Source organism: bacterium (assembly GCA_024742285.1).
Taxonomy (GTDB): domain Bacteria; phylum Myxococcota_A; class UBA9160; order UBA9160; family UBA4427; genus UBA4427.
The window spans coordinates 406,971-429,575 of the sequence record JANSYR010000003.1 but is presented as its reverse complement, the minus strand read 5'-3'; the positions used below and the strand labels follow the sequence as shown (position 1 = coordinate 429,575).

Below are 22,605 nucleotides of genomic sequence, written 5' to 3'. Positions count from 1 at the left end.
CCCGGATTGTGCCACGAATCTCCGGACGCGGAGTCGCCGTGTCGGACCTCGGGATCGTCTCCGGGTGGTATGCTGAACCGATGCCCGTCGCACCGAACGAGCCCGGCTTCGCCCTCGAAGCGGCCGGCCTCGCCCGCCTCTCCCATGTCTCGCTCCAGGTCGCCGACCTCGACCGCGCCCTTCGCTTCTACCGCTCGGTCTTCGGAATGCAGACCGTCATGGAGCGCGATCTCGAGGGGCCTGCGTTCGAGGCCGTGACCGCGACGCCCGGTGCACGTTCGAGACTCGTGCGCGGGCTCGTCGCCGGAAACACCGTCGTCCAGCTCTTCTGGCACAGCTGGCGCGAACCCACGACCGAGAAACGCACCCTGATGTCCTTCGAGGTCCGCGACGTCCGGGCCGCCTACGAGGCTCTCCGGGCGAAGGGGGTGGACTGCCAGAGCGAGCCGGTGCCCTTCGACAATTCGACGGCCTTCGTGATCCACGATCCCGACGGGCATCCGATCGAGATCATCCAGTGGGCGGCGGACGCGTCGCCCTATCGCGTCCGCGCGTGACGGGAGTCGAGCGATGAAGGTGGGCGTCCTCCAGTTCTTCGGCTGGCGCGATCGAAGCGTCGCGCTCGAGGACATCTATGCGCGCGCGATGGAGCGCATCGAGATCATGGATCAGACCGGCTACGACGCGGTCTGGCTCGCCGAGCACCACTTCAGCAGCTACAGCGTCTGCCCTTCGGTCCACCTGATGGCGATGCAGGTCGCGGCCCGCACGAAGCGCCTGCGGATCGGAACCGGTGTGACCCTCGCCGCGTTCTACCACCCGCTGCGGATCGCCGAGGAGATCGCGCTCCTCGATCTCTTCTCCGGGGGCCGCGTGAACTGGGGCGCGGGACGGGGCTTCGACCCGGTCGAGTTCAAGAACTTCGGCGTCCCGCCGGAGGAGAGTACCGAGCGCTTCCGCGAGGCCGTCGAGATCGTGCTGGGCGCGTGGCGGAACGAACGCCTGACCCATCACGGCAAGTACCACACCTTCGAAGACGTCGAGGTCCTGCCCAAGCCGACCCAGGCGCCCCACCCGCCCGTCTGGGTCGCCGCGAGCTCCGAAGGAGCGATCGAGTGGGCGGCGGACGAGGGACACTCGATCCTGATGGATCCGCACTCGTCCCACGACATGATCGCGCGGAAGGAAGCGCTCTACGAAGCCCGCTTCGAGTCGGTCCACGGTCGGAAGGCCGAAGGCGACCGTCCGATCGCGCGTCTGATCGCCCTCGGCGAAACGGACGAAGAGGCGCGGGAGGTCGCGGAGCGAGGGGCGCTCTTCTCGGGTCGCTATCTGCCGAAGGAGGCCGTCGCCGCGTTTCGGGAAGACGGTCGGCCGACCGAGCCCGCGGAGCATTACATGGACGGCGTGATCGTCCACGGCTCCCCGGAGCGCGTCGTCGATCAGCTCCGGGAGCTCGAAGGAACGATGCCCCTCGACTACCTGCTGGTCTCGCCCCTTTCGGAGAAGACCTTCGACCTCTTCACGGAACGGGTCCTGCCGGCGCTCGCCTGAGCCGCCGTCGAGTCGTCGCCGGCCGCACGGGCTAGGCGTCGGCGAGCGCTTCCTGGGCGCGGCGCCCGTCGAAGGCGACCTCGAGCCGGCCGATCGGCCGCAGCCAGGTGCTGGCCCAACGTCGGGCCTCGCCCTCGATCGCGTAGTCCGGCATCGCACGGAGCAGCTCCTCGAAGGCCACGCGCCCTTCGAGCCTCGCGAGATGCGCGCCCAGGCAGACGTGCCGTCCGTGGCCGAACCCCATGTGTCGCCCGAGCGTCCGCTTCACGTCGAAACGCGAGGGCTCCGGATACTGCCGCTCGTCGTGATTGGCGGACATCCAGATCAGGACGACGGCAGAGCCGGCGGGAAGCGTCCGGCCGTGCAGCTCGACCGGTCGCGTCGTGATCCGCGGCGGGGACTGGACGGTCGGCGAGTCGTAGCGGGTCATCTCTTCGACCGCGTTCACCACCCACCCGGGCTCGTCGAGGAGCACCTGCCGCTGGTCCGGGAACTCGGCGAGCCGGAGCGCCCCGTTCGAGATCATCGCCGCCGTCGTGTCGTTGCCGGCGATCATCAGCTGGTAGCCGAGATCGACGATCTGTTCGTCCGCGAGGCTCTTACCGCCCTCCTCCGCGAGGGTGAGCGCCGACAAGAGATCGTCCCGGGGCGCGGCGCGCCGCTCGGCGACGAGGGCGCGCATGTACGCGCGAATCGCGTCGATCGTCTCCGCCTGCTCCTGCGCGGCGAGCTCCGCGGGTGTGTCGGGATCCCGCTGTTCGATCTTCTCCGCCCACAGCCGGAACTGCCAGCGATCCGCCTCCGGCACGCCGAGCAGCGCGCCGATCACCTGGGTCGCGAGGGGCGCCGCGTAGTCGTGCACGATCTCGGCCCGCCCCTTCTCGGCCACGTCGCGGAGGAGGCCGCGCGCCAGCTCGCGGATCACGGGCTCGAGTCGCGTCACACGGCTCGGGGTGAAGGTCTTCGAGACCAACCGCCGCAGCTGATCGTGACGGGGCGCGTCGATGTAGAAGAGCCCGAAGTCCATCATCCAGCGCGGCATCAGCTCGCTCGGATCGCCCTCCGGATCGGGGTAGTGATCGACGGAGTTCGCGAACGTGACGTGGTCCGCCGCCGCGTCTCGGACGTCTTCGTAGCGGGACAAGGCCCAGAACCGAAGCGCCTCGTTGTGGTAGGCGGGGAACTCGTCGCGGAGTCGCTGGAAGAGCGGATGGGGGTCTTCCTGGAAGTCCGGCGCCGTCGGGTCGTACTCGAATTCGGCCATGCGCCCTCCCATGTCCCACGTGCGCTCCCCGAGTATCGATCACGCTTTCGGACTCCGCGACCTCGGATTCAGCGCGCGGCGACGGGGGCCCGTTCGGGCGCGCGAAGGAAGACGGGCAGCAATCCCCCGAGCAGAAAGCAGGGAATCGTGAGAAGGAAGACGCTCGCGTAGCTGCCCGTCGACGCGTAGACGAAACCCCCGATCGGAACGATCGCGAGCTGGAAGGGAGCCGCCAGACTCTGCAGCAACCCCATCGAGCCCGCGAAGTTCGTTCGCCCAAAGAGCTCCCTCGCCATCGACGCCTTGAGCGGGAGAGGCGCTCCACCGACGAAGCCGATCGAGACGAAGATCGCCACGAAGACCCACGGCTCGCGCGTCTGGATCAGCAGCGCCGTGAGCGCCGCCTCGACGGCGACGACGGCCCCGAGCACCGGCCGTATGCCGAATCGATCGCCGAGCGCGCCGAACACGATCTTGCCCGTCGCCGCGAGGCCCGACCGGGCCCCCGCGACGGTGGCCCCCCAGACGAGCGGGATGCCCATCTCGGTCGCGAAGGGCACCATGAAGATGGTCGAGATCATGCCCGCGGAGAAGATCAACCCGAAGGCGATCCCGACCAACCAGAGGCGAGGGTCCCGAAGATGCTCGGCGGTCGACGCGGTCCGCGCGACCTCCAGGGCCTCCTCCTCGCCGGAGAGCGAACCCGCCTCGAGCGATCCCCCCGGCGGTCGCTCGCGGACGAGCAGCGCGATCGCCGGGATCATCAGGCCCATCGCCATGACGCCGAGGGCGACCATCGCCGACCTCCAGCCCAGCGACTCGATCAACACCGCCGCGATCGGCGGCATCAGCATCCCGCCGACCGTCGTCCCGGCGGAGACCACGCCGAGCATGCGCCCGCTGCCCTCGGTGAACCATTGCGTCACCAGGGCCTGGCCCAGGAGCGGACCCATCAGGATCGCACCGGGCGCGATCAGCCCCCCGAAGGCGAGCGCGGCCCAGCCGATCGACGGCGCCCGAGACAACAGGACGAAGCCCATGCCCAGCGAGACGGCTCCGGCGAACATCACGGTCCGGATCGACAAGCCGGGCCGAGACGGCGTCGAGAGCGAACGGCCGACGAGGGGAGAGAGGATCCCGCTGGCGGCCGTGAACAGCGACGGACCGAAGGCGAGGGTCGAGACCGACGTGTCGAAAGCGACGACCAGGGCATCCTGGAAGACGCCGAAGAGGTAGATCGTCATCCCGACGGAGACGAGGCTTCCGAGAAAGCCACCCGCCGTCGCGCGTCCGCCGGATGCGTCCACCTCTCGACTCGGCAAACCACGCGACATCACGCGCTCCCGCATCACACGCAGGAGCGGAATGGCCCGACGCATGGCGATCAGTACGTGAAGGTGTAACCGATCGCGAAGGAGTAGTCGCGCCCGACCCGGAACGACCGCTCGGCGATGTCGTCGATCGTCTGGCCCTGGTCGTAGATGATCTTGCGGGTGGTATCCGTCAGGTTCTTCACGCTGGCGCGGGCCGAGAACTCACCCGGGAGACCGGGGACCTGGAAGGCTTGCGTCACGACGAGGTCGAGCTGGTAGAACTTGTCGAGATAGCGGTCGAACTGGGTCCCGATGACACCCGTCTCGATCGAGAGCTCGTTGCTGCCGATCGCGTCCAGGACCTCGCTGATCGCGAAGATGGAGAGGGTCGCCTTCGTTCCCCAGTCGGGATGGTCGAAGGTGATGTCCGCGTTCGCGATCCACTCGGGCTGACCGAAGAGCCGGCGCTTGCGACTCATCCGGCCGAACGCCTCGCGCCCGGCGGCGATGTCCGCGTCGGTGATGCCGTACCAGGTGATCGATCGATCCCGCTGGATCTGCGCTCGCTCGACCTCGGCGTCGATGTAGGTGAAGTTGCCGCCGATCGAGAAGGTCTCGAGGAAGCCGCCGAGGGATTCGGATCCGATGAAATCGAGGGTCTTGCGCCCTTCGAGCTCGAGGCCCAGCAGCTCGGCTTCGTTGGGGTTGTTCAGGAAGGTCCGGTACTGACAGACGGGCGCGGTGCACGAGGCCGCACCCTGATCGACGATGATGATCTGTTCGATCGGATCGGCGATCGTCTTGTAGAAGACGCTCGCTGCGAAGAGATCGCCGAAGTCGCCGAATGTCCACTCGACCCGGCCGTCGAAGCTCTCGACGTCGGAGGTCCCGAGGCGCGGATTGCCGACGAAAAAGTCGTCGCTGTTGCTCTCGACCGACGCGTAGTACCCGAGCTCGCGGAACGAGGGCCGTGCGACCGTCCGCGAGTAGGCGAAGCGGAAGACCCAGCCGTCCCAGGGGCGATAGGAGGCGCCGACGCTCGGCAGGAAGTAGAGCTCGTCGATCTCGCCGCGTAGAATGCTGTCGAGGCAGCTCCGGGTGAAGCAGTCGACGAACTCCCCGGCCGGGACGGCGTCACGGAAGCCGATCAGCTCGTCGTTGAAGGTGAAGCCGTCGGGGAGCGAGGCCACGTCGGGCGGGGCGGGGTTGTCGCGACGGTCGAGGAAGAGGTAGCGCGGCGGGGTCGTCGCCTCGTCCAGGGACGGGTCGGGACAGGCCCCATCGACCCAGTCCTGCCCTCCGCAGACCCCGGTGTAGGGATCGTTCACGGTCGTGATCCGGAGGTTCTCGATCCGGAGCCCGGCGAGGACGTCGAGCTCGTCGAAGAGCGTGGCCTTGGCTTCGAAGTTGAAGGCGCTGACTTCGCGCTTGTTCCGGCTCCGACCCGGCCGGTTGTCGGCGAGCTGCTGATCGATCGTCGCGCCGGTGAAGAGCCGACGTCCCATCTGCTGGGGGGTATCGCCGATCACCGTGAACGACTGGTTGACGTTCGCGGCCGGGCCGTAGAAGGTTCCCGGGAGGCTCGTGTCGAAGTCCGCCGGGGCGAGTCCGTCGACGATCGTCTGCGGCGTGTGCACGCCGGGCTGGTTCGGGTCGCCGAGCGCCTGGAAGAGAAACCGCGAGGTGACCGAGCGATTCCCCTGCTCCCACCAGTATCCGCTTCGCAGGGCCGCATCCATCCAGTCGAAGGGCGAGAACTCGTACTCGAAGTCGATCCGTCCGAAGTACTGGTTCTCCTCGATCTCGTTCGCGCCGTAGACGAGGTCCGCGCGGGAGGCATAGATGCCGGGTCCCGTGAAGTCGGCGGGACTCGCGGGCAGGTTCGGAGGCTGGATCAGACCCCCGCTTCGGAGCAGCAGGTTCTCCACCGTGTTGTAGGAGTACCGCGCCTGGAACGTGGTTTCCTCCTGGTTCGTCTCCGAATAGTTCGCGACCCAGGTGACCGAGAGCCCCTCGACGTGCTCGCCGAGATCGTGGTCGCCGTTCAGCTGGTAGACCGTGAGGTCGCGCTCCCGCTCGAAGCTGTTGCTCCAGTAGAGCGGCGAGAAGAAGGCGTGCCGACCGCCTTCGATGCCGTCCTGCTCGTCGGGGTTGAACCACTCGAAGGCCCATTCGCTCGCATAGCGGCGCCCGTCGAAGAATCCGGGCGCGGCCGCCGTGCTGGCGTTGATGTTGTCGTAGAAGTCGAAGCCGGGGTCACCCGGCGCGACGTCGACGCGAGACGGCTGGAAGAACGCGTTCGAGCGCAGCAGGACCGTCTCGTCCTTCTTCCGAGTGTGGAAGACCGAACCGTCGATCCGGTGGTTCCCGGCCTCGTCGAGATCGAAGCCGATCCCTCCGTAGAACGTCCGCTGTTCCTGCCACTGCCCCTCCTCCAGCTGGAAGACGGGGCCGCGACGGTCGAGCGTGCCCAGGGAACCGCCGCCGGAGCGGAAGACGCGCAGGAAAGCGCCGTCGCGGAAGGGGCCCTGCGCTTCCGCCGGCTCGGAGACCTGCTGGTGGCCCACCCGCGTCTTGTAGTCGACCTCGTGGGCTGCGACGAACTTGAAGCGCACCTCCCGCCCCAGGAACTCGGTCCGCCCGCCGAAGAGACCGCTGAAATCCGACTCGATCAGATCGACGCCGTCCTCGCGGACCCCGACCGGAGATCCCTTGTCGAGGCGCAGGAACTCGTCGAGGGGCCGCTCTTCGAAACCGGCACCCAGGGAGAGCTTGGCGGTCAGCTCCTCGGGGTAGTCGTGGGTGATGATGTCGATCGAGCCGCCGGCCGAGTTGGCCGGAGAGCGCGGATTGAACGACTTGCCGATGTCGATGTTGGAGACGATGTCCGACGGGAAGAGATCGAGCTGGACCGACTGACTGTCCGGGTCCGGGGACGGGATCGGCGCGCCGTTGTAGGTCGTGCTGCTGTACCGGTCCTCGAGTCCGCGGATGATCGCGAACTGGCCCTCGACGACGTTGACGCCCGCCACGCGCTTGAGGGCGTCGGCGACGTCGCTCGCCGCGAACTTCGAGAGGTCCTCGGCCGACATCAGGTTCACGATCTCGTCGCTCTCGAGCCGGAGCTCGAGATTGTTCATCATGTCGCCCACGACCTCGGCGGAGACCGCGAACGCCTCGAGCTCCATGACGTCGCCGCTCTCGGAGATCTGCTGACGCGGCATCGGGAACTCGATGAAGTTGTCCTCCCCCGCGACGACCTGGAAGTCGGTGATCACCGACGCGCGATAGCCCGCCTTCACGAGGCTGATCACGTAGAAGCCGGCGGGCACCTCTTCGTCGAACTCGAAGTCGCCAGCGGGCCCCGATTGGGTGACGAGCTCGAGGGGCACCGAGCCATCCTCCGGCTCCGGAAACTCCACCACGACGGTCACACCGTCGATCGGAGCCCGACTACCGCCGTCGAAGACGCGGCCCGAGATCGTGCCGGTCGCCTCCTGGGCGATCGCCTCGTCGACGAGGACGGGGGTGAGGAACGCCAGAAGAGCGAGAACGGTGAGGGTACGCATCTGGAATCGGAGCACGCGAACGAGGGGCGTCCGCGGAAGTCCGGGGGGCTTCATGTTGGCCGTCTACCCTGGCACCGGTGGCAGTCCGGTGGTTGGAGTGGCGACGCCCGGGCAGAACGGAACCCGGGCGAAGGTGCGCCGCCGATCAGCGACGCGTAGCGTCCTCGATGCGTGCGAGATAGCGCTCGATCCGCGGTTCGCGCTTGATGCGGAGAGCCTGTCGGAGCGTCGCTGCGGCCTGGTCGTACTCCCGCGCGGTCACCTGGAACTGCGCGCGCTCGACGAGGGCCTGGTACTCGTATTTCTCGAGCTTCTGAGCGCGATCGAGAAGGAGCAGCGAACGCTGGTCGTTCCCCTGGTCGCGGTGGTAGGCGGCCAGCTCGAGGAGCGCGTCTCCCCGGGTCCCGTCCCGCTCGACGATCGATTCGAGCAGCTTGGCCGCAGTCTTCTTGTTGCCGCGCGCGCGCTCGACCTTGGCGTCGAGGGTGAGCAGCTGGAGCTCGTCGTCGGTCGAGAGCTTGCCTCTGTAGCGCTGGCCGATCGAATCGATCATTTCGGCGGCATCGGCGTTCGCCTGGGCGCGGTGGAGCAGCTCGGCCGCACGGTAGGCGGTCTCGAAGCGCGCCCCCTTCTCGTCCGTCGCGATGACCTCGAGATACGCCTCCTTCGCGAGGTCGGAGATGCCCTCGTTCATGTAGATGTCCCCGAGGAGCTTGAGGGTCGCCGCGTCCGCCTTGCCGAGCATGCGGACCGCCTCGAGGTTCACCGCCGCCGCGAGGGGCTGATCGAGGCCGAGATACGCATTCGCCTGGAGCTTCCACGCCTGTGCGTCTTCCGGGTACTTCTCGAGGAAGGCCGAGAAGAGCGCAGCCGACTCCTCGTACTTGCCGAGTGCGTTCAGGGCGCGCGCGAGACCCAGCTGCCAATCCTTCGAGTCGGGCTGTTGGAGGATCGCGTTGCGGTAGGCCGCCTCCGCCGCCAGGTAGTTGTCCTTGTTGACGTAGCAGTAGCCGAGCAGGCCGTAGGCGCGGCCGTCGCGCTCGCCGAGCTCGATCGCGCGGGTGAGCTGCTCGATCGCGCCGTCGTACTCGTTCAGCTGGACCATCAGGAGGCCGAGGTTCTTCCGGGCGCGGCGGAAGTCCGGGAACTTCTTCAGCGCCAGCTCGTAGCTCTGGACGGCCTCGGTGGTCTTGCCGTTCTGGAAGTTCAGATTCGCGAGGATGAAGTCGAGGGCCGCGCTGCTCGATTCACCGGTCCGTGATTCGAGGACCGTCGCCGCGGTCCGTGGGCTCGACTTCATCAGCTCGATCACTTCCTTCAGGACTTCGAGCTCGGAGGGCTTGATGTCGGGCTCGGCGCCGGACAGAAAGCCATAGCTGCCGAGGAAGCTCTTCTGCCATTCGGGATCGCGAACGATCGACGCGCCGCTCCACGGCTTGCGCTGGGCCTGGGCCGGCACGGCCACTGCGAGCAGCAGCAGCGGGACGACGAGAGCGATTGCGAGAGAGCGGGAGGTCCTGGACATGGGGTCATTCCTGAATGGAGGAACAAGATGGGCGAGGAAGGGGTGGCGCCTAGCTTCCGATCTGGATCGGCACGGGGAACCGCGCCTGAGCGCGGACAGGGGTGCCTTCCTTGGTCGGAGGCGTGAAGCGCCACTTGGCGACCGCGGCGGCCACGATCGGTTCGAATTCGGGCAGGTTCGACGACTCGACCTTGGACTCGAGGACACGGCCGTCCTCCGCCAGCTTGATCAAGAGCACGACGCGGCCCGAGACCGCCCTGCGCTTCAGACGACGCGGGAAGTCGAGCTGGGATCCGGGCATGGGACGCGGAACCTGATCGAGATCCGAGAAGTCGACGAAGTCGTCGGTTCCGAGTGAGCTCGACGTTGCCGCGATCGCCGGCATCGCGAAATCGCCGGCCAGCGATCCGCCGGTCCCGGGATTGAGAGCGATGTTCAGCTGGTCGAGGGAGAGCTGCGGCGGCTCGGATTCGAGCTCCGGCGGCGGCTCCTCTTCTTCCGGCGGCGGCGGGAGCTCGTCCTCGATCTCCTCGATCTCCGGCGGCGTGTAGGCCACGACCTGCTCGACGAGATCCTTCTCCGGGACCTGCACCTCGCCGAGCATCTGGGCCAGCGCCATCAGCACGAAGAGGCCGAAGGCGAAACCCACCCCGAGGAGCACGCTGATCGCGAGCTCGTTGCGGGGAGTCGGGAGTTTGAAGGTGGAGTGGGCCATGTTCTTCGGATCGGGGACGTCAGTCGTTGCGGGTCGAGAGGCTGATCTTCTTGGCGCCGGCGTTCTTCACCTCGCTCCAGACGTCGGAGAAGACGCCGTGGTCCGCGCGGGCGTCCGCCTGGATGATGACCGGGAGCTCGTCCTTGTTGAGGAGCGAGCGGACCCGGGCGCCGACGCCGGAAACGCCGACTTCCTTGCCGCCGTAGACGATCTTGTTGTCCGACGTGACGGCGATGATGATGCTGTTCTTCTCGAGATCGAGGTCGACGGTCGCGTCGGGCTTCCAGATCTCGACGCCCGGCTCCTCGACGAAGACCGTCGTCACGATGAAGAAGATGAGCAGGATGAAGATGCAGTCGATCATCGGAGAGAGATTGATCTCGGTCTCCGGCTCGGGCTCTGCGCTGATCATGCGATGGGGCATCGTCAATTCACCGTGCTGAAGCTGAGCTGCTGGGCGCCGCCGCGCTTCGCCGCGTCCCAGACGCCGACGAAGATCCCGTGACTCGACTTCTCGTGGGCGCGGATCACGACCGGGGTCTCGGGATCACTGACCTTCGCCTTCACGCCGCTGCTCACGTCGGCGAGGGAGACTTCCTTGTCGTTCAGCAGGATCTTGTTCTGCTGGGTGATCTCGAGGACGACGTTCTCCTTGTCCTCGTTCGGCGTCGCGACCGCGGCAGCGTCGGGCTTCGCGACCTGGAGCCCCTTCTCCTCGACGAACACGGTCGTCACGATGAAGAAGATCAGCAGGATGAAGATGCAGTCGATCATCGGCGAGAGATTGATCTCGGTCTCTTCTTCGGGGCTGAGCACGCTTCGACGGGGCATCGTCTTCTTCCCGCTCAGTCGAGCTTCAGGTGGCTGAGCGTCAGGCTCTCGAGGCGCGCGATCTTCGCTTCGAGCTGCTGGCGCTGACGCTGGATGATCATGACGATGAAGAGACCCGGGAGCGCGATCGTGAGACCCGTCTGGGTCGTGACGAGCGCTTCCGAGATGCCCGCGGCGACGACGCCCGCGGTCTCGGTTCCGCCGCTCGTCGAGATCCCGAAGAAGGTCTGGAGCATGCCGAGGACCGTGCCCAGGAGTCCCATGAGCGGTGCGGCAGCCACGAGGGTCGAGACGAACACGGTCCGGCGCTCGATCAGGCTCACGAGGGCGAGCCGGATCTCGTCGAAGCGGTTGCGGACCTGGTCTCCGGAGATCGCACCTTCCTCGGCGCCGTCCTGGGTGTACGCGATGATGTCGCGGACGCGGCCTTCCGCCTTCTCCGGCTCACGGACCCATTCGAACCAGTGGGGCTCGGAGTCCGAGCGCAGGTTCGTGCGGCGCACGTACATGACGAGCTGGAACGCCTGCGCGTAGAGCAGCGCCGCGAGCCCGAAGAGCGGGATCATCACCCACCCTCCGCTCAGCCAGATGTTCCAGATCGTCGACATCGTCGCCCTTCCCTGCCCTTCCGCGTCCCGATCAGCCGCGCCGATCGGCGCCGCGCAGGACGTCGAGCCCGTTCACGAAGGCCACCGAGAGCTCCTCGAGGAGGCCGAGCTTGCGCTTCGCCATGCGCGAGAGCGCGCCGTGGAGGATCAGCGTCGGAATCGCGACGACGAGACCGAGCGCCGTCGTCATGAGCGCCTCGGAGATGCCGGAGGAGAGGCTCTTCGCGTCGCCGGTTCCGAAGATCGTGATCAGCTGGAAGGTGTTGATCATGCCGATCACAGTGCCGAGCAGGCCGAGGAGCGGCGCCGCGGCGGCGGTGATCGCCAGGAAGGGCAGGAAGCGTTCCAGGGTCGGTCGGACGCGGAGCACCTTCTCGAAGAGGAGCTCTTCGATCACGCCGCGGCTCTCGGCCGCGTGCTCGACGCCGGTCTGGAGCATGTCCCCGGAGACGCCCTCGATCCCGGCGGCGCGCTTCGCCGCAGCGGCCTGGGCCCCATTCGAGAGATCTTCGAGAATGTCGTCGACCGCTTCGTGGCCGGCGACCTTGAAGCCGACGATCTCGATCGCCTTGAAGCCCGTCAGCAGGAGCGCCGAGAGACCGAGGCCGATGATCACGTAGCCGACGACGCCGCCGTCGGCGACGTACTCGGAAACGGTCTTGCGTGCCTTCTCGACCTTGAGCGCCTTGCCGAGGGTGGGGTCGAGGGGCAGCGTGCCCGTCCCCGTGCTCGCCACTGCGACCAGCGAGGCGTCATGGACGTCGGGAAGCGGGACGACGACCGGGTCCGCCGCGTTCAGCTGGGCCTCGACGAGGCCGGAGGTGGAGCCGTCGTCGGCGACGAAGAAGACGGTCGGGCCGACGGCGATGAATTGTCCGGGGGTGATCTCGCCGGTCGGGCGGAGCGCTTCGCCCGCGAAGCGCTGTCCGCCGAGCTGATCGCGCACGCGCTCGAGGGCGGCATCGACGACCGCGACCTGGGTCGCGCGCTTCGCATCCGCGTCGAGATTCACGTTCTTGTCACTGAGCTTCGCCGCCTCGGTCAACGCCTCGTAGAGGGGCAGCTCCGCGATGTTCAGGCGCCCCTCGAAGTCACGCAGGAACTCGCCGAGGCGGCTCTTCACGAAGTCGTCCTGGTCACCCAGAGAGGCGACCTGCTTGCGCAGCGACGCGAGGTCGATCGTCGAGGCGTCCTGGACCTTCTGGAAGCGCTCCCGCTCCTTGCGGAGCGCAGCGACCTCGGCTTCGAGCGCCGCGACCGCCTTCGAGAGCGGCAGCTTCTCCCGTGAGATCCGGTTGCGTTCGTTCGCGAGGCTGCGCAGGGCTCCGTCGAGCTTCGCGTCGAGGGCGCCTTGCTGCGTCGCGAAGCCGGAGGCCTCCTGCGCACCGGCTTGCGGCACGAACACGAGGATCGCGAGGAGAAGAACGAGAGGGAGGGTGATCTTGTGCATGGATTCGATCCGTGGGCGTCGCGCGATCGCGCAGTTCGGAACGGCGGGGAATCGAGGGGGTCGCTGGCGGACGCCGCGCGACGTCCGCCTTCGTTATTCGACTTCGACGGGAACCGGGACGAAGGCGATCGTGTCCACGTTGCCTTCGTAGATGTCGAGGAAGAGCTTCGCGTCGTCCGCGAGGGCCGCGTTGTCCACGAAGGACCAGCCTTCGGCCCCGGGGCGGCCGATCCCGGCCACCTGGCCCTGGGTGTCCACGTAGATGGCTTGTCCGAGGCCCCAGTAGAGGGTGCGCACCTGGATGCGCTGGCCGTCGGGACCGACCGGGCGGGTCTCGCCGACGAAGGTCGCGGTGCTGTTCCACTTCTCGGCCTGTGCGAGCACGCCGAGGACGTTCATCAGGCGCTGCCCGAGGGCGATCCGCGTGTTGTTCGGATCCTCGGGGATCTGGACCAGGAGGAGGTCGAGCCGGTCGCGGAGGGGATCCGGAAGCTGAGGAGCGAGCGCGAGCACCTGCGCCTCGAGGCGCCGGATCTCGGTTTCGAGGAGCTCTGCAGAACGCTGATACTCGGCGCGCTGGAGAAGCAGCTCGCGGCGCTCCTCGCTCGCGTCGGCGCCGGTCTCCTCGAACTCCTTGATCTCCGCTCGGAGATCGTCGCGTTCACGCCGAAGGAGCTTGCGCGTCGCGGCGAGACTCTCCTTCTCGACGAGCCATTCGGCGCGCTCTTCCGAGAGGATCTGCCGGGTCTCGACCCACTTCTCCATCTTCGAGCGGAAGGCGGAGACGGAGGCCCCGTCCGACTCGGCCAGGGCGGCCATCGGCGCGAGGCTGATCGCGCCGCAGAGGACGAGGAGGATGGATTTCGAGCAGGAGGGTACGGATCGCATGGGGATTGGTTCTCACCGCGTGTCGGGTTGGCGTCTTTTTACCAGTTCACGACGCGCGTTCACGACCGTCCGCTCTTTCCTCACGGCTTTGTCAAATAGATGCTCTCGTCTTCACAGAATGGACACACGAAGCGCACGCGACAGACCCCTCCAACCGCTTCCGAGGTCACGTGCCGAAGGCCCCCTCGATCTCCGCGACGTCCCCCGCGCCGCCCTGCCAGACGCGCCGCCCTTCGGGTGAGCGGACTTCGACCCGGGGGAGTGCCGTCCCCGACTCGAGGAACCCCTCGGTGTAGGCCGGTGAGAACCGGTCGAGGAGGAACGATCCCTTCCAGCCGGCGTCGTGGACGGCCTTCCAGACGTGGAAATCGGGATGACCACCCTGGGGAAGCAGCACGCAATGGAACCGCTCGCGACCGAAGAGCGGGGACAGGCTCGCCACGAGATCGGGAAAACCCTCGTCCCGGGGATCCGCGAACACGAGCACGAACGCGTTCTGAGCGAGCAGATCGACGCTCGACTCGGCGAGGGTCCGCCCGGTCGGGTCGAGCAGGCGGTTGCCGAGGGCGAGCACCAGGTTCGGTTTGAACTTCACCGACTCGCCGGTCCGGATCTGGTTCGCGCGCGCGACGACGTCGGTCACTTCGGCGGGAATCCAATGCTTCCCGAAGCGTGAGAAGTCGACCCGGATTCGGGACTGATCGTCGACTTCGATCACCACGCCCATGCCCCAGCCGAAGTCGCCCTCCCAGCCTTCCGGCTTCCAGTCGGTCGTGAGCTGGATCTGATGGGGCCAGAAGCGTTCGCTGCGCGGCAGGTTCTGGAGCGTCACGACCGGCGCCGCTTCGTCTTCGGCGTGATAGATCTCGCCCCGGACCTGCTCCGCCGGCGTGGGCGCGTCGAGGGCGAGCTGCGGCGGCGAGGCGGCGCAGGCAGCGAGACCCATCGCGAGCGCGACGAGGACGGAGGGCGCCGCGAGGCGCGAGGGAGCGGATCGGCGGTGAGAGGAGGACATCGGATCGATTCCCGGTCGTTGCAGACGTGGAGGCGCGTTGCGGGAGTTAGCCCCGAACGGCGAGAGCCGCCGCCCTTCCGGACGACGGCTCTCTGGATTCAGCGGAGGACCCCGCCGCGGGTGGCCCCGCGAAGGCCCTCCCAGGACCCTCAGCGACGACGACGCGCCGCGACGATCAGGCCCGCAGCCCCGGCCAGGAGCATCGCTCCCGTGCCCGGCTCCGGAACGACCGTCGAGATCGCCACGTTGTCGATCAGCGGCTGGGTGGTCGAGCCGTCCATCTCGAGGACGACGCAGCCACCGGCCGAGCCGAGCTGTCCGAGGAACAGCCTGACCTCGGTATCACCCGGCTGGATCTCGACCGTGGCGACGCTGGCCGCGCCGCCGCAGCTGCCGCCGAAGGACACGGTGACGTCCGTCGAATCATCCGAGTCGTTGCTGAGGGCATCGGCACCGAAGGTGACCACCCAGATTTCGGCGGTCGGCGCCGCCAGGGTCACGTCGAACTCCGCGGTCGCCGCGTCGCGGGCCGTGAGGCCGAGCAGCTCACCGCGGCGATCGAAGCCGGTCTCTCCGGCTGCGAAGGTCGGATCCTGCGTGGACGGGAATCCGTTGATCCCGCCGACGAGACCCGACTGATCGGCTTCCGCCGCGCCGGGGCGCAGGGTCGAGGCCACCACGTCGCCACTCACGTTGAGCGCCGTCGCCGTCGCCGAGCCGACCACATTCGCCGGCGAGTTCGTCGGCACGCTGGCCGAGTCCCCAGACAGGTCGGAGAAGTCCCACCCGGCGACCAGGCTCGCGCTGGCGGGGCCCGCCACGAGGGCGGCGAGACCGGCAGCGAACGCGAGCTTCGTCAGATTCTTCATCATTGCATTCTCTCTTTCCGTAGGCTCTTTCCGTAGGAAGGTGCTCTGGGACCGTGCTTCGCCGAGGGCTACTCGACGAAGACACCGCCCGTGCTGAGGACCGTCCAACCGGCCGTCCAGAGCGGCTGCGAGGCCGGGAAGGCGCCGCGGTAGGTCGCCGAGGCGTCGAGGCCCGCACCGCGGGGTCGGACACCGCCCGACACGTTGGCGTCGGTCGGGTTCGCCGGGCGGGGATCCGCCGGATCACCGACCTTCGAGCCGATCATCTTGCCACCGGCACCACCCTGGGGATCGAAGAAGTAGTTGTCTTCGACCAGGATCTCGCCGGTGACCGCCGTGAAGTTGGCGGAGCCGCCGTCGTACTCGCCGGCGGTGACCGCCGCGTCGCCGTTCGCGGCCGCCGTGAGGCAGTTCGCGTTCGGGGCGGTTCCTGCGTCCGCGAAGGTCGAAGCGACGATGCGAACGATGTCGGCCTCGTGCGAACCCGCGTCGGACTCGACGTCGCAGGGCGTGCCGTTCGTGTTGTTGATGATCGAGTTGGCCACGACGCCCGTCCAACCATCGCGCGGGCGGAGGCCGCGGCTGCCGGTCGTCGGGGAGACCGCCGGGTTGTTCGAGTCCTCGTCGGCCGCACCGAGCGCCGTCAGGTTGTAGATGGCCGGGTTGGCGTTGGGCCAGGACTGCGGAACCGTGGGCTGACCGAAGGTGAGGTCGTCGATCTGCACGTTGCAGCCTGCGCAGTCGTCGCCGTCCCACTCACCGATGTTGTCGCCGGACGCCGCACCGAAGTCCGTGCCGCCGTTCTCGTTGAAGAAGGTCTGGAGGACGACCGCGTTCTGGATGTTGCCGCTGAAGCCCTGGTCGATGTCGAGCGAGTCGTCACCGATCATGGCGTTCACGAGGTTGCGGCCGTTGACCGTACCGCCGAACCACTCCATGCCGTCGTCGTCGTTGGCCCAGACCTCGACGAACTCGAAGATCGTGCCGTCGCCGACGCCGCCGAGGGTGATGCCGTTGAGTTCGTTGCCCGCACCGATCTCGTCACCCGCGTTGCGGACCGAGACGTAGCGGAGGATGCCCGACGAGTCGTGGGGCTGGTAGCCGCCGTAGCGCGCACCGCCGGCCGGGAAGCCGGGGACCGCGAGGCCTTCGACCGTGTCCGAGCCGTAGCCCACGATCAGGTTCTCGCCGAGGTTGGTCGGCGCGCGACCGAGGATCACCAGGCCGCCCCAGAGGCCGGCGTTCTGGTTGCCCGCCGCATCGAGGGGCGCGATCGGGTTGGTGGCCGGCGTATCGTCGAGGAGCGCCGGAACCGCACCGTTGCCGTCCCACGGATCGGCGAAGGTGTTGGCGTCGAAGTCGTCGGCGATGTTGTCGCCGTTCGTGTCCTGGGCGCCCGTCGTCATGATGATCGGGTTGCTGGCCGTGCCCTGCGCGTCGAGGAAACCGTCCTGCGAGATGATCAGCGCACCCGGCGCGCCGTTCGTCTCGTTCCCAGGGGTGGCATCGAAGGCCTCACCGCGCGGGTTGCCGCGGATGATGCAGCCGGGCTCGATCGTGAGCTTGGAGCTCACGAAGATCGGGCTCAGGAGGAACATCTCGGTCTCGTCATCACACCAGGTCGTGGGGGTCGTCACGTCGGTCGAAACCACCGTGGTCTGCGCCCCTGCGACGCTCGCTGCGCCGGCGACGGCCAGCGCGAGCGCGAACTGCATGAACTTGCTGAATCGCATCTTCTCTCTCTTCCGTGTGTCGTTGGAGTCTTGCTTGGGAGTAAGCTGGGCGTCGGAGGCTTGGAACGGGTGCTTGACCACTCGGGGATGGGCCCCCCTCCGACGCGGCGCAGTATGAACGGGCGATGACACGATCGAGTCGCGCCCCCGTGACGATTTGGTGAGACCGTGAGGAGGTTCGACGAAGGGGGTTCTGCCCGCCGGGGTGGAGGCACGGGGGTGAGCGCCTCTGTATTCCCGACGGGAACCGGCAACTCGCGCCGCAACTTGCACGGTCCGACCAAGCGACACGCGATCGTTCGAAATTCCTCGCCGGTCTGTCACCGTTTTGTGACGCGAGGATGATTTGCTCCGGCGTGGCACCATGACCCCCGCGGAACCGGAACAGAATTTCGCTCTCCTCGTCGATTCCGACGCAGGAACCGCGGCGCTCGTTCGCGAGGCGCTCGTCGAGACGCACCTCGAGCTCGTCTGCGCGAAGACCGTCACGGAGGCGTTCGACCGCATGGATCGCGGCGCTCCGCGCCTGGTCCTGAGCGAGCTGGCCCTGCCGGACGGATCCGGCTTCTCCGTCTGCCGGCACGTGCGCGAGAACCGACTGCTCGCGGAGGTCCCCGTCGTCCTGCTCTCGGAGTGGTCCCACGAGAGCGACCGGATCCTCGCCTTCGAATGTGGCGCGGACGATTTCGTGCCCAAGCCCTTCTTCCAGCGCGAGCTCGCCTCCCGGATCCGCGCGGTCCTCCGTCGAAGCGATGCGCCGAGCCGGGAATCCACGCGGCGCGAGCCACAGCTTCCGAGCCCCCTCATGATCGACGAGGAGCGCCGAACCGTGCGCTTCGAGGGACTCGAGCTGCCGCTGACGCCCCGGGAGTTCGAGCTGCTCGCGACGCTCGCTCGGCACGAAGGCCGTGTACTCAGTCGGCGCGACCTGATCGACGAGGCCTGGCGACCGGGCGAGAACCCGACCGAGCGAAGCGTCGACGCGCACGTGAAGAGTCTTCGCCGAAAGCTCGCCGGGGCGAAGGACGCGATCGAGACCGTGCGCGGACTCGGCTATCGATACGCCGAGAAGAACCTCCTCGCCGGCCGCGTCTGAGCGGCGCACGAGGCCGATGAGCTAGCGTCGGAAGACTGCCCACCACCAGGGCGGGAAGCCGATCCGACACCCGGTGTGCGCGCTCCCGTCTGCGGAACGCGCCATGCCCGGGAACCCGGAAGGGTCCGAGACTCCGGAGCCGGCTTCGGCCGAGCCGAGCGGCGCGGCCGAGGCGCCCACCGACCGGATCCGCGCACACTGGTCGAATCCGCAGGTGCGGTATCCGCTCCTCGTCGTCGCCTACCTGCTGGTGATTGGCAGCGCGTTCAATGTCGCCCTCGAGTCCCTCCGAGAGCCGCTCGAAGACCTCTCCGCCTTCACCGCGACCAGCGTCCATGTCTTCCTGCGCCTCTTCACGGACGCGACGACCCTGCGCGACCAGCTCGTGACCTACGACGGCTTCGCGGTCTCGATCATCATCGAGTGCGTCGGACTGCTCGAGATGTTGATCTACTCGGCCTGCGTCCTCGCCTTCCCTGCGCCCCTGCGAACACGCGCAGCCGGCGTGATCTTCGGCTGCCTCGCGATCTTCGTCTTCAACCTGCTGCGGATCGTGACGCTCCTGCTCGTCGGCCGGTACCAGGGCGAGTATTTCGACTTCTTCCACGTCTACTTCTGGCAGGCGACGCTGATTGCGATGATCGTGAGCGTGCTCTACGGCTGGATCCGGATCTTCGTCCACCGATGAGACGCGCGATTGCGATCATCGTGGCCTTCGTACTGATCACGATCGGGCTCACCTGGTTCTGGGAGGAGGGCGGACGCGTCCTCTACGGACGCTTCCTCAAGACCGTCGCGCCCCCGATCTATGACGCGATCGGCTTCGGGGACGCCCGGGTCGGCGCCTTCCGCCAGCGCTACATCAACTGGGTCCCCTTCGTCGGGCTCATGCTCGTCACGCCGCGCCTCGCCCTGCGACGTCGTCTCGTCGGGCTCGGAGCCGGACTCGCGCTCCTCTTCACCGGCCACCTCGCGCTCAATCTGACCGAGCGCGTCTACAAGGCAGCGCAGCTGCCCTTCGTCTCGATGCTCCTCTCGGACGCCCTGCCCTTCGTTCTCTGGATCCTCTTCGCCTGGCCCGTCGTCTCGGTCTGGTTCGCGGCGGCGCTGGCGGAGATCCCCGGAGCGGCGCAGGATCCGGAGGACACCCGAGACCCGAACGCCACAGGAGATCCTTCATGACCGCCGTCAATCCCGAGCTCGGCTTCTACGCCCTGGCCGGACAGCCCGAATCGCCCCGTGATCTGATCGAAGAGGTCCGGGCCGGCGAGGCGATGGGCCTGGGAACCGCCTTCCTCTCGGAGCGGTACAACCAGAAGGAGATCTGCACGCTCTCGGGGGCCGCCGGCGCGGTCACCGACTCGATCCGGATCGCGACGGCCTGCACGAACCACAACACGCGACACCCGATCGTGACGGCGGGCTATGCGCTCACGATGCACGGCATGACCGGCGGGCGTTTCGTCCTGGGGATCGGCCGCGGAATCGTCCCCATGCAGAAGGCCTACGGCATCCCGCCGATCACGACGGCACAGATGGAGGACTTCGTCGGCGTCACGCGGAAGCTGCTCGGGGGCGAGCCGGTGATCGGCCACGACGGCCCGATCGGGAGCTACCCCTTCCTCCATCTCGGCCCGAACGTCGCCCGCGAGGTCCCGCTCCTGCTCGTGGCCTTCGGGCCGAACTCCCTCGCCCTCGGCGGCCGCGTCTTCGACGAGGTCGTGCTCCACACCTACTTCAGCGACGAGACGACCGAGCGCGCGGTCAAGACCGTCAAGCAGGCGGCCGAGCAGGCCGGGCGCGACCCCGACGACGTGAAGGTCTGGTCCTGCTTCGCGACGATCGGCGACCACCTCCCCGAGGAGAAGCGGCTGATGAAGTCGGTCGGCCGACTCGCGACCTACCTCCAGGGCTACGGCGATCTGCTCGTCGGCACCAACGGCTGGGACGAGGCCGTCCTCGAACGCTTCCGGGCCGACGAGCTGGTTTCGACCTTCCAGGGCGGGATCGACGTGAAGGCCACGACCGAAGAGCTCGAGCACATCGCCACGCTGATCCCGGACGAGTGGCTGTCCTACTCCGCCACCGGATCGCCCGCGCAGTGCGTCGCCGCGATCCGCCACCAGATGGACCTCGGCTGCGACGGGGTGATCCTGCACGGGGCGACGCCGACGGAGCTGGCGCCGATCGTCGAGGAGTATCGGAAGGACGGCTAGTCGGCGGCCCTGGTCAGCCAGCCGGCGGCGTCGCGGGCGTGGCGACCTCCACGGTCGCGGCGGCGTCGACCGCGATCCCGATCGCTTCGATTCCGATCTGTCGGGCGAGGTCGAGTACGGTCACGAAACGACCGTGTTCGCTCGTCCGGTCCGCGCGGATCTCGATCGGTCGCTGCTCCGCGTGCGCCTCTTCGAGGCGGAGTCCCAGCTCTTCGAGCAGGACCGCTTCGCCCTCGACGACGATCCCACCGTCGGCATTGATCTCGATCCGAAGCGCCGACTCTTCACCGGGCTTGCCCGAGCTCGCCTCCGGCAGGTCGAGCGGAAGGTGACTCTCGGCGAACGAGGTCGTCACCACGAAGAAGATCAGTAGCAGGAACACCACGTCGAGGAGCGGCGCGAGCGGCGTTCCCCCTGACGTGTCCTGGCGGCGTGCGAACTTCACGCCTGGCCGTCCTGCTTGCGATCGAACTCGAACCGAGCGATCGCGTCGGTCCGGTGGATGCAGGCGAAGAGCTCTGCAGCGCGCTCTTCGAGCATCGCGGAGCGCTCGTCGGCCCATCGACTGAGGAGCGCATGCGCTGCGAGCCCCGCGATTCCGACGCCGAGGCCACCGGCAGTCGTCACGAGCGCACGGAAGATGCCGCCCGCGACGACCCGCGCGTCTCCGGTCCCGGAAACCGTGATCATGTCGAAGGCCTCGATCATGCCCATGACGGTGCCGAGCAGGCCGATCATGGTGGCCAGGTTGCCCACCGCGGAGAGCAGCGGGAGATTGCGCTGGAGACGGTGGACCTCGGCGTCGCCGCAGGCCTCCACCGATTCGAGGGTGGCCTCGGGACGCAGGGCCTGCGCAGCGATCCGCGCGAGGGCCGAGCCGCCGACGTCGAGGTCCCGCTTCAGATCGAGCGGGTTGGCCCCGTCGATCACACCCCGGACGCGCTCGTCGAGCGCCCGCGGCAGGGTCGCCCCGGGGCGCAGGGCCCAGAGACGTTCGCCGATCAGCGCGACGACGAGGACCGAGCAGAGGGCGAGGCCGTGCATGGCCGCGCCGCCCATCTCGTACCAGTCGGCGAGACTCCGGTCGACGGTGGGAGCCGCGACGGGCCCGGCGGCGAGCGCCGGGCCCGAAGCGATTCCGATCATCGCGATTCCCAGAAGAGTCGAGACGATCCTGCGATCCTGCATCAGGCTCGCTTCCCCTTGCGGCCCGCGCCCGCAAGACCCGCCAGACCGAGACCCATGAGGATCGCGGTGCCCGGCTCGGGAACCGGGTTCAGCGAGACCAGGTCGAAGTCGAGGGTGGTGAGCCCGGCACCGTCCGGGGCGTCCGTGGCGAACTGCACGTTCACGACGTCCTGGAAGCCGGCGAGGGTACAACCACCGGGGCGCTCGAAGACGCAGAGTCCCGGCGCCGTCGTCACCGTGAACGTGACCTCCGTCCAGACGTTGGGGAGGACCGGCACGAAGTCGATCAGGTTGGTCCCGGGCGAGTTCAGCGCCGGGGCGAGGCGCGTCGAGAACGACAGCGGCACCGCCGAGTTGTGGCGAACGTTCGCCGTGAGCGACAGGACGCCATCGGCGATCCAGTCGCCCGTGAAGGCGCCGCCGCTCGGATTGTTCGCGCCGTTCGCTCGCGCGACGATCGGGCCACCGCCGAAGGGCGACACGAAGGTCGAGTAGTCGAACGTCGTCGACGCGTAGCCGCCGCCGTCCGCGCCGCCGGAGGCGACCCAGGTGATCGGCAGGTTCGAGGAATCGGTCCAGCCGTCCGCATTCGCGTCGAAGGACTCCGCGAAGGGCACCGTGGCCGCACCGGCGACCGTGCTGGCCATGGCCACGAGGGTCACGAAACCAGCGCTCAGCATCATCTTGTTCAGCATCGTTCTCATCCTTTGTCTTCCCAAGGTGCCGACCCTCCCTTGTGGTCGGCGTTCGTTTGTCGCTGGCTTGCCGGCA

Annotated in this window: 22 protein-coding genes; 6 read left to right on the top strand and 16 right to left on the bottom strand. The window is 67.8% G+C overall.

Features of this window, described 5'->3' with window-relative positions:
- Positions 1–80 precede the first annotated feature (80 nt).
- Entirely contained in the window at positions 81–557 is a 477-nt protein-coding gene (locus tag NXI30_08375; GenBank protein MCR9094218.1) for a VOC family protein, read from the top strand.
- 13 nt (positions 558–570) lie between these two features.
- Positions 571–1,554 carry an LLM class flavin-dependent oxidoreductase gene (locus NXI30_08370; protein ID MCR9094217.1) on the top strand — a complete coding sequence of 328 codons (984 nt, stop codon included), beginning with the start codon at positions 571–573 and terminating at the stop codon, positions 1,552–1,554.
- A 31-nt stretch (positions 1,555–1,585) separates the two neighbouring features.
- Here the strand turns inward: NXI30_08370 and NXI30_08365 are convergent, their stop codons facing one another.
- The 13 genes from NXI30_08365 to NXI30_08305 form a co-directional block, all read right to left on the bottom strand.
- Positions 1,586–2,818, bottom strand: coding sequence for a cytochrome P450 (locus NXI30_08365; protein MCR9094216.1), 1,233 nt, complete (start codon positions 2,816–2,818; stop codon positions 1,586–1,588).
- A gap of 68 nt (positions 2,819–2,886) precedes the next feature.
- Positions 2,887–4,152 (bottom strand): MFS transporter, encoded by a 1,266-nt coding sequence (locus NXI30_08360; protein ID MCR9094215.1) that lies wholly within the window; start codon positions 4,150–4,152, stop codon positions 2,887–2,889.
- Between the two features lie 50 nt (positions 4,153–4,202).
- A complete protein-coding gene (locus NXI30_08355) occupies positions 4,203–7,754 on the bottom strand; it encodes a TonB-dependent receptor (GenBank protein ID MCR9094214.1) in 3,552 nt (1,183 codons plus the stop codon).
- Between the two features lie 91 nt (positions 7,755–7,845).
- Positions 7,846–9,225 (bottom strand): tetratricopeptide repeat protein, encoded by a 1,380-nt coding sequence (locus NXI30_08350; GenBank protein MCR9094213.1) that lies wholly within the window; start codon positions 9,223–9,225, stop codon positions 7,846–7,848.
- A 49-nt stretch (positions 9,226–9,274) separates the two neighbouring features.
- The gene (locus NXI30_08345; protein ID MCR9094212.1) at positions 9,275–9,940 is read right to left on the bottom strand and encodes an energy transducer TonB; all 666 of its coding nucleotides are present in this window, start codon (positions 9,938–9,940) and stop codon (positions 9,275–9,277) included.
- A gap of 19 nt (positions 9,941–9,959) precedes the next feature.
- Positions 9,960–10,364 (bottom strand): biopolymer transporter ExbD, encoded by a 405-nt coding sequence (locus NXI30_08340; GenBank protein ID MCR9094211.1) that lies wholly within the window; start codon positions 10,362–10,364, stop codon positions 9,960–9,962.
- A 2-nt stretch (positions 10,365–10,366) separates the two neighbouring features.
- Entirely contained in the window at positions 10,367–10,771 is a 405-nt protein-coding gene (locus NXI30_08335; protein MCR9094210.1) for a biopolymer transporter ExbD, read from the bottom strand.
- A gap of 14 nt (positions 10,772–10,785) precedes the next feature.
- Positions 10,786–11,379, bottom strand: a complete 594-nt coding sequence (locus tag NXI30_08330) for a MotA/TolQ/ExbB proton channel family protein (GenBank protein MCR9094209.1) — start codon at positions 11,377–11,379, stop codon at positions 10,786–10,788.
- Positions 11,380–11,410: 31 nt separating this feature from the next.
- Entirely contained in the window at positions 11,411–12,829 is a 1,419-nt protein-coding gene (locus NXI30_08325) for a MotA/TolQ/ExbB proton channel family protein (GenBank protein ID MCR9094208.1), read from the bottom strand.
- A gap of 93 nt (positions 12,830–12,922) precedes the next feature.
- Positions 12,923–13,717, bottom strand: coding sequence for a DUF3450 domain-containing protein (locus tag NXI30_08320; protein ID MCR9094207.1), 795 nt, complete (start codon positions 13,715–13,717; stop codon positions 12,923–12,925).
- Positions 13,718–13,883: 166 nt separating this feature from the next.
- Positions 13,884–14,732: a hypothetical protein gene (locus NXI30_08315; protein MCR9094206.1), complete on the bottom strand. Its 849-nt coding sequence runs from the start codon at positions 14,730–14,732 to the stop codon at positions 13,884–13,886.
- A 149-nt stretch (positions 14,733–14,881) separates the two neighbouring features.
- Positions 14,882–15,601: a PEP-CTERM sorting domain-containing protein gene (locus NXI30_08310; GenBank protein ID MCR9094205.1), complete on the bottom strand. Its 720-nt coding sequence runs from the start codon at positions 15,599–15,601 to the stop codon at positions 14,882–14,884.
- 68 nt (positions 15,602–15,669) lie between these two features.
- Positions 15,670–17,334, bottom strand: a complete 1,665-nt coding sequence (locus NXI30_08305) for a hypothetical protein (protein MCR9094204.1) — start codon at positions 17,332–17,334, stop codon at positions 15,670–15,672.
- A 364-nt stretch (positions 17,335–17,698) separates the two neighbouring features.
- Here NXI30_08305 and NXI30_08300 point away from each other — a divergent pair, with 364 nt between their 5' ends.
- The 4 genes from NXI30_08300 to NXI30_08285 all read left to right on the top strand — a co-directional run bounded on the left by NXI30_08300 (position 17,699) and on the right by NXI30_08285 (position 20,646).
- Positions 17,699–18,430, top strand: coding sequence for a response regulator transcription factor (locus NXI30_08300; protein MCR9094203.1), 732 nt, complete (start codon positions 17,699–17,701; stop codon positions 18,428–18,430).
- Positions 18,431–18,533: 103 nt separating this feature from the next.
- A complete protein-coding gene (locus tag NXI30_08295; GenBank protein MCR9094202.1) occupies positions 18,534–19,118 on the top strand; it encodes an archaeosortase/exosortase family protein in 585 nt (194 codons plus the stop codon).
- The gene (locus NXI30_08290) at positions 19,115–19,612 is read left to right on the top strand and encodes a hypothetical protein (GenBank protein MCR9094201.1); all 498 of its coding nucleotides are present in this window, start codon (positions 19,115–19,117) and stop codon (positions 19,610–19,612) included. Before NXI30_08295 ends, NXI30_08290 begins: the two co-directional genes overlap by 4 nt.
- Positions 19,609–20,646, top strand: coding sequence for a TIGR03857 family LLM class F420-dependent oxidoreductase (locus tag NXI30_08285; protein MCR9094200.1), 1,038 nt, complete (start codon positions 19,609–19,611; stop codon positions 20,644–20,646). The genes NXI30_08290 and NXI30_08285 overlap by 4 nt, the downstream gene beginning before the upstream one ends.
- Positions 20,647–20,659: 13 nt before the next feature.
- Here NXI30_08285 and NXI30_08280 read toward each other — a convergent pair whose 3' ends face one another.
- The 3 genes from NXI30_08280 to NXI30_08270 are packed head-to-tail and all read right to left on the bottom strand — an operon-like array spanning position 20,660 to position 22,538.
- On the bottom strand, positions 20,660–21,091 hold the full coding sequence (locus NXI30_08280; protein ID MCR9094199.1) for a biopolymer transporter ExbD: 432 nt from the start codon (positions 21,089–21,091) through the stop codon (positions 20,660–20,662).
- Entirely contained in the window at positions 21,088–21,834 is a 747-nt protein-coding gene (locus NXI30_08275) for a MotA/TolQ/ExbB proton channel family protein (GenBank protein MCR9094198.1), read from the bottom strand. The genes NXI30_08280 and NXI30_08275 overlap by 4 nt, the downstream gene beginning before the upstream one ends.
- The gene (locus NXI30_08270) at positions 21,834–22,538 is read right to left on the bottom strand and encodes a PEP-CTERM sorting domain-containing protein (protein ID MCR9094197.1); all 705 of its coding nucleotides are present in this window, start codon (positions 22,536–22,538) and stop codon (positions 21,834–21,836) included. The genes NXI30_08275 and NXI30_08270 overlap by 1 nt, the downstream gene beginning before the upstream one ends.
- Positions 22,539–22,605 lie beyond the last annotated feature (67 nt).